General features: G+C 41.5%; 11 protein-coding genes. 3 read left to right on the top strand and 8 right to left on the bottom strand.

Translation table 11 applies throughout. The annotated features are described in order from the left end of the window. Positions 1–10 precede the first annotated feature (10 nt). Together ACZQK9_RS01580 and ACZQK9_RS01575 are read left to right on the top strand one after the other, a co-directional pair. Complete coding sequence (locus tag ACZQK9_RS01580) at positions 11–1,435, top strand: MBOAT family O-acyltransferase (protein WP_483269399.1); 1,425 nt, start codon at positions 11–13, stop codon at positions 1,433–1,435. Between the two features lie 209 nt (positions 1,436–1,644). Then, positions 1,645–2,505: a GDSL-type esterase/lipase family protein gene (locus ACZQK9_RS01575; RefSeq protein ID WP_483269398.1), complete on the top strand. Its 861-nt coding sequence runs from the start codon at positions 1,645–1,647 to the stop codon at positions 2,503–2,505. Between the two features lie 79 nt (positions 2,506–2,584). On the opposite strand, the gene xerD is transcribed toward ACZQK9_RS01575, so the two are convergent. The 6 genes from xerD to recA all read right to left on the bottom strand — a co-directional run bounded on the left by xerD (position 2,585) and on the right by recA (position 8,128). Continuing rightward, complete coding sequence (xerD, locus tag ACZQK9_RS01570; protein WP_178016672.1) at positions 2,585–3,472, bottom strand: site-specific tyrosine recombinase XerD; 888 nt, start codon at positions 3,470–3,472, stop codon at positions 2,585–2,587. Positions 3,473–3,644: 172 nt separating this feature from the next. Further along, the gene (locus tag ACZQK9_RS01565) at positions 3,645–4,193 is read right to left on the bottom strand and encodes a hypothetical protein (RefSeq protein WP_483269397.1); all 549 of its coding nucleotides are present in this window, start codon (positions 4,191–4,193) and stop codon (positions 3,645–3,647) included. Between the two features lie 67 nt (positions 4,194–4,260). Beyond that, positions 4,261–4,815 (bottom strand): NUDIX hydrolase, encoded by a 555-nt coding sequence (locus ACZQK9_RS01560; protein ID WP_178016670.1) that lies wholly within the window; start codon positions 4,813–4,815, stop codon positions 4,261–4,263. A 129-nt stretch (positions 4,816–4,944) separates the two neighbouring features. After that, positions 4,945–6,507, bottom strand: coding sequence for a ribonuclease Y (rny, locus tag ACZQK9_RS01555; RefSeq protein ID WP_021986050.1), 1,563 nt, complete (start codon positions 6,505–6,507; stop codon positions 4,945–4,947). A gap of 129 nt (positions 6,508–6,636) precedes the next feature. Then, positions 6,637–7,131 (bottom strand): regulatory protein RecX, encoded by a 495-nt coding sequence (locus ACZQK9_RS01550; RefSeq protein WP_483269396.1) that lies wholly within the window; start codon positions 7,129–7,131, stop codon positions 6,637–6,639. After that, positions 7,100–8,128 (bottom strand): recombinase RecA, encoded by a 1,029-nt coding sequence (recA, locus tag ACZQK9_RS01545; RefSeq protein WP_483269395.1) that lies wholly within the window; start codon positions 8,126–8,128, stop codon positions 7,100–7,102. Before recA ends, ACZQK9_RS01550 begins: the two co-directional genes overlap by 32 nt. Before the next feature lie 311 nt (positions 8,129–8,439). Here recA and ACZQK9_RS01540 point away from each other — a divergent pair, with 311 nt between their 5' ends. Next, on the top strand, positions 8,440–9,186 hold the full coding sequence (locus ACZQK9_RS01540) for a helix-turn-helix domain-containing protein (protein WP_483269394.1): 747 nt from the start codon (positions 8,440–8,442) through the stop codon (positions 9,184–9,186). A 3-nt stretch (positions 9,187–9,189) separates the two neighbouring features. Here ACZQK9_RS01540 and ACZQK9_RS01535 read toward each other — a convergent pair whose 3' ends face one another. Next, the gene (locus ACZQK9_RS01535; protein ID WP_483269393.1) at positions 9,190–11,610 is read right to left on the bottom strand and encodes a glycoside hydrolase family 94 protein; all 2,421 of its coding nucleotides are present in this window, start codon (positions 11,608–11,610) and stop codon (positions 9,190–9,192) included. Positions 11,611–12,076: 466 nt separating this feature from the next. Beyond that, a complete protein-coding gene (locus ACZQK9_RS01530; RefSeq protein WP_195540754.1) occupies positions 12,077–12,535 on the bottom strand; it encodes an Hsp20/alpha crystallin family protein in 459 nt (152 codons plus the stop codon). Positions 12,536–12,770 lie beyond the last annotated feature (235 nt).

Below are 12,770 nucleotides of genomic sequence, written 5' to 3'. Positions count from 1 at the left end.
GATTTATAACATGGTCTTTTCAAGTATAGAGTTTTTATTCCGTTTCTTACCGGTTTTTTTGATTGTATATTTTGCAGTTCCATTTAAGTATAGAAACGGTATTTTATTGATTGGAAGTCTGATCTTCTATGGAATCGGAGAACCATCCTACATTCTTTTGATGATTCTCTCTGTCCTTGCCAATCATTTTGCAGCGATGCAGATTGCAAATGCATGGAAGAAGGAGGATGCATCCGGTGTATCCTCTCAGAAGCTCCGGATGATATGGCTGATTGCTTCCATGGTATTTAACTTTGGTTTATTATTCTTTTTTAAATACCTGAATTTTTTTATCGGCATCATAAATGATATCGCCGGTACAACCATTTGGAAGCTTGTACCATTCACACTTCCACTCGGTATCAGTTTTTATACTTTTCAGGCAGCCTCCTATGTCATAGACGTCTATCGGCGCAAATACGAGCCTGCCGAAGGGATTATAGATTTTGCTACCTATCTTTGTATGTTTCCAAAACTGATTGAGGGGCCGATTACCGGATTTGATGAGGTCAGAAAAAGCCTGAAAAGCCGTAAGGTTTCTTTGTCCCAGCTGGAATGGGGTACTACAGTTTTTGTACTTGGACTTGCTTACAAAGTATTGCTTGCAAACAAAATTGCCTCCATCTGGAACACCATTATGGTTGCCGGTGTTATGGGAATCCATCCACTTACCGCATGGCTTGGTTCCTGGGGATTTTCCATGCAGCTTTTCTTTGACTTTTTTGGATATACCCTGATGGCAATCGGTCTTGGCAGGATTCTTGGTTTCAAGCTTCCTACCAACTTTAGAAACCCTTACTGCGCAACCTCTTCCACTGATTTTTGGCGAAGATGGCATATCACACTTGGCAGATGGTTCCGGGAATATGTCTATATCCCTCTGGGCGGAAACCGCAAAGGGAAAAAACGAATGATTCTCAATATATTTATTGTATGGCTGCTCACCGGACTCTGGCATGGCGCTAATTGGAATTTTATTATATGGGGGATGTTTTTCTTCGTCCTGCAGACAGTTGAGAAACTGTTTTTACTGGACAAGCTGGAAAAGCATAAAATCCTGTCTCATATTTATATGTTGATTGTAATCCCGGTTTCCTGGACAATCTTCAACATTTCCGATCTGCCTACTTTAGGAAATTACCTGAAACGGTTATTTTTCCTGCCTGTAAAAGGATCAATTCAGGTCAATACTCTTCCAAAGTTTTGGGAACTGCTTGGAACTTATTGGTGGTTATTTGCCATCTGTGCTATTTGCTGTACTTCCATCCCTATGAAGCTGTTAAACCGCTTTCATAAAACGTGGGGATGTAAGATTATACTGCTTGTACTCTTCTGGCTCTCTGTCTACCAGATTGCCTCCGGTGCAGACAACCCGTTTTTATATTTTAAATTTTAAGAAGGCTTAAACATATGCATAACTTTCCCCATCAATTTAATAAACTGTGGAAATTTCTCCGTGAATGTCCTCTTATATCCCTGATTTTATTATCTGTTACGGGATATACCTTATATGCCATAGCCGGCGGTATCGGCGGAGAATTTCATTTACGAATCTCCAAGGATCACACCCTTTTTATGTCTGCAATGATAAAAGAGGATCCTTTTTTGAAAGAAACTACATCCATTCCGACAGATATTATAGATTCCATTCCTGAAAAAACTGCTACTGCGTTGGACGCTACCACATCAGATGCTACGCCTGAGGCTACTCCCTCAGATGCTGTACGCACGGATGGAAGTGAACCGATTCCTACAACCTATGAAACAGTGCCTATGCGGTATGCACGGTCTGCTTACTACGAAGACAACGATCAGATTGCATGCACAACGAATTACGATTATATTTCTGTAGATGCACATTATTTTGATGATGCTGTGTTTATCGGAGATTCCCGTATTGAGGGACTTCATGATTATGGTACCCTTCGCATAAACTCCAGTGCAGATTTTTATTACAAGGATGGTATCTCTATCTGGGATCTGATGGAAAAGCCTATGGCTAACGGAGAAACGGTTCCTTACGCCCTTGCAGCAAAACAGTATAAGAAAATATATATTATGTGTGGAGTAAATGAGCTTGGTACCGGACACGCCAAAGACTATCAGGCGCAATACAAACGAGTCTTAGATCAAATTCAGGAATTACAGCCAGATGCTGCGATATTTATCATGGGAATGATGCACGTTACCCAGAGCTACGCTGACAAATCCGATGTGTATAACAATGACAACATCGATTGCAGAAATGCTCTGATTGCACAATATGCGGATGGTCAACATATCTTCTATCTCGACATGAATCCAACCGTCTGTGACATGGATGGAACCGTTCCACTGGGAATAAAATCAGATTATTCCCACGATGGTGTCCATTTGCAGGCACAGTATTATGCATTATGGGAAGACTATCTGCTGCAACACGGTGTGAGTGACAACATATTCACCAATCTTCAAAAACAGCAATAATATTGTCTGACATTCAGTAAAAAACCTCATTACCAGACTTTTCTGATAATGAGGTTTATTTCATATTCCTATATGACATTCAAGCCATCTTTGCACGTGGATGTGCTTTTTCATATTCTTCTTTTAATTTGCTCTGTCTGCTACGCAGATAAATCTGTGTAGTCGAGATATCTGAATGTCCGAGCATCTCCTGCACGGCCTTCAGATCTGCGCCATTTGATACCAGATGTGATGCAAAGGAATGACGAATCATATGTGGTGTGATATCCTTCTCGATACCAGCTTTTGCCGCATACGCCTTGATCAGCTTCCAGAAACCCTGTCTGGTCATCGGCTGCCCTTTCATATTCGTAAAAAGGAACATACTTCCATGACTGATGGCTTCCCGCACAGACTTAATATAATTCTCCAGTGCCATCTTCGCTACATTCTCGATTGGAATCACTCGTTCCTTTGATGCATCCCGGCACAATATATAATTCATTGTCAGATTGACATCTGTAATCTTCAGATTAATAAGTTCTGATACACGCATCCCCGTCGCGTACAAAAGCTCCAACATTGCCTTGTCCCGGATTTCCTTTGGTGTCAGGCGCGACGGCTGATCTAAGAGCAGATTAATCTCCTCTATAGAAAGTGTCTCAGGTGCTTTCTTCTCAATCTTCGGTGGCTTCAATGCGTCCGCATAATCTTCTGTGATCTCGCCCTGCTTTAACAGATACAGGAAAAACGATTTCATACTTGCGATGCTTCTGGATATCGTCGCTGTGGACATACCATGACTCTCCATATCCAGCACATACGAATTCAGGTCTGTTCCCCGAAGCTCGCGCACATCCATACACTGTCTGTCCGCAAAAAAGCGGCTCATCTTCTTCAAGTCTCTCCGATAGGATGCAATCGTATTCGCACTTGCATGCTTCACGCTATTCAAGTAATCAATGTAATTCTCAATCTGTGTTTCCATACCCAAAGTCCTTCCATTCCCTCGACAAAATGCATCCTATTCCGACTACATTCTGCCTTTATCTATTACATTATAATTACTATTCCGTCTAAAATCAAACATAATTTTTTCACATTTTTTCAAATTTTGTAACATTTTGTAACATTTATACAATATGTTGAAATGCATGTATTTACATGCCTATATATTGGAGAAAATTTTTTAAAAAAATTTTTGAAAGAATACTCTCAGATATAATTCCGACAAAAAACGTCATAATAAGAACTAACACCGCCATTCTTTTCCTCATTTTATCCTCTCCTGTCTTACGTACTTCCACCGCCAGATAATACAACATTCCAAGATAGATCAGGTAATGTGGAAACAGGCACAACAGCAGGAACCAAACCCCGGAAATACCAAGATAAAACATCTGACAACTGATTACAAAGCCAAACAGGAACAGTAATACACTCAACCCGATTGAAAATACCGCCTTTGCCGGAAACACCTTATACAGCAGATATACAATGACCATCTGCTTTACACGTTGCAAAAATACATAAAGCATTGTTTTCTGCACCGATATACCAGCCAACTGACTGCTATCTGTAAATGGTAATATAAACGCCTGTAAATCCCGATCGCATCGCAGCACAACGTTCGCAAGAATGCATCCTGCTAACACCATGCATAGATAATAAAATACACGGCTCTTTATTTTTTCACTTTCATATGGCATTTTCTTCTACTCCTACTGCATAAAAATTAGGGAGTGATTGTTCACTCCCTAAAGCATATGTGCCTGTCTAATTAAATATTCCTCGACTCTTCTTATCATAATAAGCAAGAATCGCGACAATTGTCTTGCTATCTACAATCTTACCCGAATAAATCATCTCTCTCGCCTCTTCCATAGATACTCGAACAATCTCGATAAACTCCGTCGGATCCAAATGCCGCTTGCCTTTTTTCAGATTGCGTCCAATATAGACGTCTGTTTTCTCGTCAAAGGTCCCAACCGAAGAGATCATATTGTTCACATGATAGATATCCTGTGGAATCCAGCCGGTCTCCTCCTCTGCTTCCCGAAGAGCACATATCTCACCGGATTCTCCATGGAAGCTATATCCCCCTGCCGGAATTTCCAGATCTACTGCATCCAAAGAATTACGGTACTGCCTCACCAGATAAGTATACTCTTCCTCATCCACCAGCAGGATACCTGCACCGCCTCCGGACTTATGTCTGATCAGATCATATACAACTTCTCCACCATCCGGTGTCTCCAAAATATCCTTATATAAGGCTACGATTTTCGCATCATACAATAATTCCAGACTTTTTCTTTTAAATTCAACCATATTTATGTACCTCTGCTTCCATTCACATTCATAATTTATCTCTATATATAATACAGGAAATAAACAAAAAAGGAAAGTATTGAAAACTTGTATTCTCAATACTTTCCATAAATTCATTGATAACAAAAATTACTTTGCGTAATCGGTTACTCTCGACTCTCGGATCAAGTTTACCTTGATTGTGCCCGGATATTCAAGTTCTGATTCAATCTTCTTTGAGATATCCCGTGCGAGTAATACCATATCCGCATCTGTTACCTGCTCTGGAACTACCATTACTCGAATTTCTCGTCCCGCCTGAATAGCAAAAGTCTTATCAACACCCTTAAATCCATTGGCAATGTCTTCCAAGGACTTCAGACGTGTTGTATATGTCTCCAACGTCTCGCGTCTTGCACCTGGACGTGCAGCAGATATAGCATCTGCAGCCTGTACAATACATGCGATCAAACTCTGTGGTTCTACATCACCATGGTGTGCCTCAACAGCGTTGATAATCGTTGCCGACTCCTTGTACTTTCTACAAAGATCAACACCAATGGATACGTGAGAACCTTCCATACCTGCATCATGATCAATAGATTTTCCGATATCATGTAACAAACCTGCACGCTTTGCTACACGAACATCAAGCCCAAGCTCTCCGGCAAGCAAACCGGACAAATGAGCTACCTCAATAGAATGCTTCAATGCATTCTGTCCATAACTTGTTCTGAACTTCATCTTACCAAGAAGACGTATCAGTTCAGGATGTAAACCATGTACACCGACTTCCAGGGTTGCAGCCTCTCCCTCTTCACGCATCATAGTCTCGACCTCTTTCTGAGCCTTCTCGACCATCTCTTCAATACGTGCCGGATGGATTCTTCCATCCACAATCAGCTTTTCAAGTGCGATTCTGGCTACTTCTCTACGAACCGGATCAAAACTTGAAAGCAAAACTGCTTCCGGTGTATCATCAATAATTAAATCAACACCTGTCATAGTCTCTAAAGTACGAATGTTTCGTCCTTCACGACCAATGATTCTTCCCTTCATCTCATCGTTAGGCAACTGTACTAAGGAAATCGTTGTCTCTGATACATGATCAACAGCACACTTCTGAATAGCTGTCACAACGTAATCCTTTGCCTTCTTATCTGCTTCTTCTTTTGCTCGTGTTTCTAATTCTTTGATCATGACTGCTGTTTCATGCTTTACTTCGTCTTCAACAGTCTTTAATAAGTATTCCTTTGCTTGTTCAGAGGTTAATCCGGAAATTCTTTCCAGTTCCTGAGTTCTTTTTGCTTCCAAATCTGAAACTTCCTGCTTCAGCTTCGTGAGTTCTGCCTCTTTACGTGATAATGAAGCTTCTTTCTTCTCTACAGCTTCGGTCTTCCGGTCGAGATTTTCCTCTCTGGAAAGAACACGCTTTTCCATGCGCTGAAGCTCATTCCGACGATCCTTGACTTCTTTGTCAATCTCATTCTTCGTCTTCATGGCTTCTTCCTTCGCCTCAAGAAGTGTCTCACGTTTCTTTGCCTCCGCAGCTTTCAGTGCTTCATCTATAATCTCTCTAGCCTTATCCTCTGCCTTACCAAGCTTTGCCTCTGCCACGTTCTTACGATACGCAATCGCTAAAAACCAGGTAACGAGAATTGCAACCACGAGTATTACAGCGAAAATCACATATTTGATTGCTTCGTCTGACAACTCAGGAGCACCTCCTTATTTAGTTTTATTGCATAACTACAACACTTAAATATTATACTTTTTTTATACTAGTGTCAAGGAATACTTTACTTTTTTTATGCAAATTGTAAGAAAAAATAGATTACTTTTCTATATTTTTTCAATATTTTTTCTATATTCTGACACCGCTCTGCGAATATCCTCATACCTAAATCCCCGTCGTGCAAAAAAGGAATACATACGCCGCATCTGTCCTTCATCTGAAAAATCCAAGTTACCATAACGTCTTTCCAGTAAATCATAGACCGTATCCGCTTCATCGGGCACCAGTTCCATACACAATTCACGCGTCATCTCAGAATCTACGCCTTTTCCGGAAAGCTCCATTGTGATCCTGCGTCTGCCTTTTGCACGCATCTGATTCCGAATATACGATGCGGCATAACGTTCGTCATCAATATAACCATAGGACATCAGCTTCTCAATTGCATCTGTAATCTCTGCTTCCTCATATCCTTTTTCTGCGAGCTTGTCACAAAGCTCCTTCCGGGAACGATCCCGGAAGGTAAGATAATAAATTGCCGTATCAAATGCACTGTATGTAGTTTGTTGCTTATGACTCTTCGTCTTCTGTCTGCTCTGCATCTACGCCAATCCCACACTTATTCCGTACCTGCTGCTCAATCTCTTCCATAACATCCGGATTATTCGCCAGATACAGCTTCGTATTCTCACGTCCCTGTCCGATTTTCTCCCCATTGTAAGAGTACCATGCGCCTGCTTTGTTGATGATATCATGCAAAACAGCCAGATCCAAAATATCGCCTTCCTTGGAGATACCCTTGCCAAACATAATATCAAACTCTGCTTCCTTGAATGGAGGTGCAACCTTATTTTTTACAACCTTGACTCTTGTACGGTTACCAACAACTTCGCCACCAACCTTCAATGTCTCAATCCGGCGCACATCCAGACGGACAGATGCGTAAAACTTCAATGCACGACCACCGGTTGTCGTCTCTGGGTTACCAAACATCACACCTACTTTCTCACGAAGCTGGTTGATAAAGATAACCACACAATTAGACTTGCTGATAATACCTGTCAGCTTTCGGAGTGCCTGAGACATCAGTCTCGCATGCAGACCTACATGGGAATCACCCATCTCGCCGTCAATCTCTGCCTTCGGTACAAGAGCTGCAACAGAGTCCACAATAATTACATCTACCGCACCGGAACGAACCATCGTCTCTGTAATCTCCAGTGCCTGCTCGCCATTATCCGGCTGTGAAATATACAGGTTATCAATATCGACACCAATATGGGATGCATAGGTTGGATCGAGTGCATGCTCTGCATCGATAAAACCAGCGATCCCCCCCATCTTCTGTACTTCAGCAACCACATGCAGTGCAACGGTTGTCTTACCACTTGACTCCGGACCATAAATCTCAATAATACGTCCTCTTGGCATACCTCCAAGTCCAAGTGCCAGATCCAGACTCAGAGAACCGGTCGGAACTACATCAATTCCCATATTTGCAGACTGATCTCCAAGCTTCATCACTGAACCCTTACCATACTGCTTCTCGATCTGCGCCAGTGCCGCATCCAATGCTTTCATCTTTTCTTCGCTTGCCATACCATAAACCTCCGTTATCTTCCATCCATGTTATCAAAACATATGTTCGTTTCTGTTTGTTCTACTATACTACACTTCTGTTCGAAAAGTCAATAAGAAATCCGAACATTTGTTCATTTTTATTTTCTAAGATATTTGAAACAATGCGCTGTGAAAATTGTACCCTATACATAATACAAAGTAAAGCAATTATTTGTTGCATTTTGTTCGATTGTTCTCACACAGATTATCTGCTATAATTATATCAATTCTAAATACAGATAAGTTTTAACACGATAAATTATATCTTATATAATTAATGGAGCCAAAGTATGAAAATCAGCAGGAAAATATATCGCGATTACGTCTATAAAGATAAAGAGATTCTGCGTGCGCAATACGACCCGGAACTTGAATTTTATACAACTATAAAATCCGGCGATGTTGAGAAAGCAAAAGAACTATGTCTAGCAAAGATCAGTGAAAAAAAAGGTCTTGGAGAATTATCTGATTCGCCACTGCAAAGCTTGAAGTATCATTTTGCAATCACGATGGCGATGCTTGCGCGCTATTGCATTGAAGGCGGTCTGGATTTGTCTACCTCATATGCCCTTAGTGATTTCTATATTCAAGAAGCCGATCGTGTCTCTACGATGGATGAATTAAATACCCTTCATACAACAGCCTGCCTGGATTATGCCAGACGCATGAAGAATCTGCGCAAGAAAAAGATCACCTCAAAGCCAATTTCAAAATGCCTCGATTATATTTACGATCATCTACATACGAAAATTACGCTTTCCCGGCTTGCAGAGCTGACAGGATTAAATTCATCCTATCTTTCCCGCCTTTTCCACAAGGAAACCGGTATGACAGTCAGCGACTATATCCAGCAGACAAAGATTGAAACTGCCAAAAATATGCTGCTTCACTCTTCCTATTCCGCGGCTGAAATTGCTTCGATTCTTGCATTTTCAGATCAAAGTTACTTCACAGAAGTATTCAAAAAACAGACAGGACTGACACCAAAGCGATATCAGTCCCTGTATCTGAATGCCTCCGGACTCCCTGACCGGTAAAATCTATGACATATATAATGTGATTATATTATCCCCGTTTGACATAAGCCACTCGTCTTTCACATAATTATTGAAGATAGTCTGACCATTGATTTCCATGCTCTTAAATCCAGACTCTGCATGTCCCGGATTTTTCACCTCAATATGGAGATGCTTTCCGCGGAAATCCTTCTCCACTGTAAATCCGTCCCATTCTGCCGGGATGGATGGTGCTATCCGCAATCCATAGAAATCCGGGCGCATGCCCAGAATACCTTCGACACTGCCTACCATAACTGTTGATGCCGTACCCGTCAGCCAGTGCACATGGGATCGTCCAAAATGAGGACTTGCCTTACCCTCTGTAAATTGACCATAGCAATAAGGTTCAAGCTTTCTCACTTCTGCTTTATCATTCTGAGCTGCCGGTGAATTCTCCATATAATACTCAAACGCACGGTTTCCATGTCCAAGTAATGCTTCTGCCAGGATCAGCCAGCCCTGTGACTGGGAGAATATTCCCGCATTTTCCTTTACCCCCTGATTATAGATAACCGCCAGAGCGCCATCAAATGCATGCGCATGGTACGGTGGATCCATAAGTACGGCACCAAACGCTGTATTTAACTGCGCATACACATTCTCCATTGCAGCTTCCGCCTGTGCCTTAGAGGCAAATCCGCTGATAACCGCCCAACTCTGTGGATTCAGCCACATATTTGCCTCCGGATCTGTCCTTTGACCGATTACTTCTCCTTTTTCTGTAAAGCCCCTGATAAATCGGTCTTCATTCCAGCAGAGATTCTGAATCACATTCCAGAGATCTTTCTGGCTCTTATCCAGATAAGAAATGTACGCAGAATCATTTTTATACTCAGCGAATTTACGAAGAATTGTCATTGCATAATAAAACTGCAATGCAACAAAGGATGACTCCCCATCTTTTCCAAGCCGCAGGCAGTCATTCCAGTCTGCATAAAGTCCTGCCGGCATGCCATGTCGGCCAAGATGTTTCATAGAGAAATCAATCGCACGTTTCAGATGATCATACACCGTACCTTCATCTTTATTTGCATAAGGAATCACTTCATCCATAAATGCCAGATTTCCGGTTTCTGTTACATATTTATAAATTGTTGGAAACAGCCACAATGCATCGTCCGCACGATATGCCGGATGTCCTGTCTCCTTCACATAAGAAGCATCGTCCGGTGTATCCTCATGTCCGGCATTGTGTGTGAACTTCACAAGTGGAAGTCCACCACCATTGGCAACCTGTGCCGAAAGCATAAATCGAATCTTATCTGCTGCCATCTCCGGTGCCAGATGAATAATTCCCTGAATATCCTGCACCGTATCACGATATCCGTATCCGTTCCGAAGTCCACAATAGATGAATGATGCTGCTCTTGACCAGATAAATGTCATGAAGCAGTTATAGGCATGCCAGGTATTAATCATCGAATCAAATTCCTTGCTTGGTGTCTGTACCTGGAAATGGGAGAATTTCTCACCCCAGTAAGTCTTTAACTCAGCCAGTTCCTTCTCACAGACATCCGCTGGATCCGTATAGCTGTTCATGATAGCTTCTGCCTCATCATTTTCCTTTAATCCAAGGATAAACGCAATATTCTTTGTCTCACCCGGCATAAGCTCAACAACAGTAGAAAGCGCGCCACAAGAATTTTCATTATAGCTTAAAGCATTTCCAAGATCTCCGTTTACCACGCCATCCGGATTGCCATAGCCATTACATCTTCCAATAAATACTTCCTTATCTCCACAATAGGAAGAAACATCTGCTCCGGCAAGTCCGAAGATCCGGTCTGTCGGACGCTTATCATCGACTGTCTCACCAGCTCCGAGTACATCCAGATTCCCATGCACCGTCTGGCGAATCCGGTTTTCTACAAAGCTTGTCCTGGAAATAAATAATGAATACTGCAGATTCACCTGATCCTGCTCATAATTGCTGTTGTTTGTAAATTCTGCATATCCGGTCAGGGTGAGATTTCTCTTTTCAGAACCATTGTTTGTTACTTTCAGATTCCATACTTCATATGTCTTATTCAATGGCACATAATAGAGTGCCTCTGTGTGAATATCACTGTAATCTGCCATAATCTTCGTATACGAAATACCATGATGGCACTCACTCTTATACGTATCCAGGCTCTTTCCTACCGGCTGCCAGGATGCAGACCAGTAATCTTTGCTGTCATTGTCACGAATGTAAATGTAACGTCCCGGCTGATCGAAATTATTGAATACATAGCGCAGGATTCTGCCATTCGCACCAGACTTTGCAAAACTGTAACCACCTGCATTGTTTGAAATCAAAGCACCATATTCCGGGGAGCCTAAGTAGTTCGCCCAAGGTGCCGGTGTCTTGGGATTTGTAATTACATACTCCCGATTCTCATTGTCAAAATAACCAAACTGCATACCGAATCTCCTTTTCTTTTTCGTTTTCCATGATATAGTCAATGACCATATACTTTTACTTTGGTACCGTATCAAATAACCTGTAAATATATTATATCAGATTCTTACATGCATTTATATTGTTATCTTAATATTATTATGGTAATTTTTACGTGTGCAGAAATACATATATCTTTCAAAAATTTTGTAAGAAACCAGCAAAAGAAATGCCCCACATGTTCTTTCAACATGCAGGGCATTTCTTATATCTCACTAATGTTTCTTCTTTGAAGAAGCGACCATCTCCGGCTGATCTGCGTTATGATTTGCTGTTGCACAAACCTTCGGCATAACTTTCTTTTTCTTCAATGGATGTTTTGGATTCTTGTCCATATCTCACACTTCCTTCCCTTACTTTACGTTAAGTTTCAAAGTCGATTGTGTATATGGTGTAGATTTATATGCACCGCAGCTACATTCTCATAGATTATTCAATGGCAATGTAGTTATTCTGCGCAATGGCTTTTGCTTCCTTCTTCGGAATTGACAACTGCAGGATACCATTCTCAAACTTTGCATGGATATCTTCCTGCTTAATCTCATCGCCAACATAGAAGCTTCGCATCATGCTGCCTGCATAACGCTCACGGCGGATATACTTGCCGGTCTTCTTATCCTTCTCGTCCTTATCCAGACCCTTCGCAGCGGATATCGTAATGTATCCATCATGCAGCTGTGCATTCACTTCGTCTTTCTTGAATCCAGGTAAGTCAATGTCAACTTCATAGGAATCATCTGTCTCACGGACATCTGTCTTCATCATGTTCTTCGCATGCTTACCATAAAGCGGATTCTTCGCTGGCCGGAGCTCCTTGTCAAACTCCTTCTCAAAATCGTCCATCCAATCGTCAAACAAATTTTCTCCAAAAATACTAGGTGTAAACATAAGTCATATCTCCTTTCATACTTAAACAACCAATGCCTACGGTATTCTTTAAGCACTATCAGAGAAATCTGAGGTGTCGTTTGAATATCACAACTTTGCAATCTCTAAGGGATTTTCTCTATTTCTTCTTTCCTTTTCTTTTCCCTTTCTTGATTGTGACTATACTATACACCCGGTTATTAGCACTGTCAAGTGGCGAGTGCTAATTTTACTGTGAACCTTTTGTGAAGTGTGT

This window comes from Wujia sp., from assembly GCF_056872695.1.
The sequence above is the reverse complement of the archived record's forward strand: the minus strand, read 5'-3'. Positions and strand labels throughout refer to the sequence as shown.

Excerpts from the sequence above, each read along its gene's own strand:
- ACZQK9_RS01580 (WP_483269399.1), top strand. The coding sequence starts at position 11 with ATGGTCTTTTCAAGTATAGAGTTTTTATTCCGTTTCTTACCGGTTTTT.
- ACZQK9_RS01565 (WP_483269397.1), bottom strand. The coding sequence starts at position 4,193 with ATGCCATATGAAAGTGAAAAAATAAAGAGCCGTGTATTTTATTATCTA.
- ACZQK9_RS01535 (WP_483269393.1), bottom strand. The coding sequence starts at position 11,610 with ATGCAGTTTGGTTATTTTGACAATGAGAATCGGGAGTATGTAATTACA.
- xerD (WP_178016672.1), bottom strand. The coding sequence starts at position 3,472 with ATGGAAACACAGATTGAGAATTACATTGATTACTTGAATAGCGTGAAG.
- recA (WP_483269395.1), bottom strand. The coding sequence starts at position 8,128 with ATGGCAAGCGAAGAAAAGATGAAAGCATTGGATGCGGCACTGGCGCAG.
- ACZQK9_RS01530 (WP_195540754.1), bottom strand. The coding sequence starts at position 12,535 with ATGTTTACACCTAGTATTTTTGGAGAAAATTTGTTTGACGATTGGATG.
- ACZQK9_RS01540 (WP_483269394.1), top strand. The coding sequence starts at position 8,440 with ATGAAAATCAGCAGGAAAATATATCGCGATTACGTCTATAAAGATAAA.
- ACZQK9_RS01560 (WP_178016670.1), bottom strand. The coding sequence starts at position 4,815 with ATGGTTGAATTTAAAAGAAAAAGTCTGGAATTATTGTATGATGCGAAA.
- ACZQK9_RS01550 (WP_483269396.1), bottom strand. The coding sequence starts at position 7,131 with ATGCAGAGCAGACAGAAGACGAAGAGTCATAAGCAACAAACTACATAC.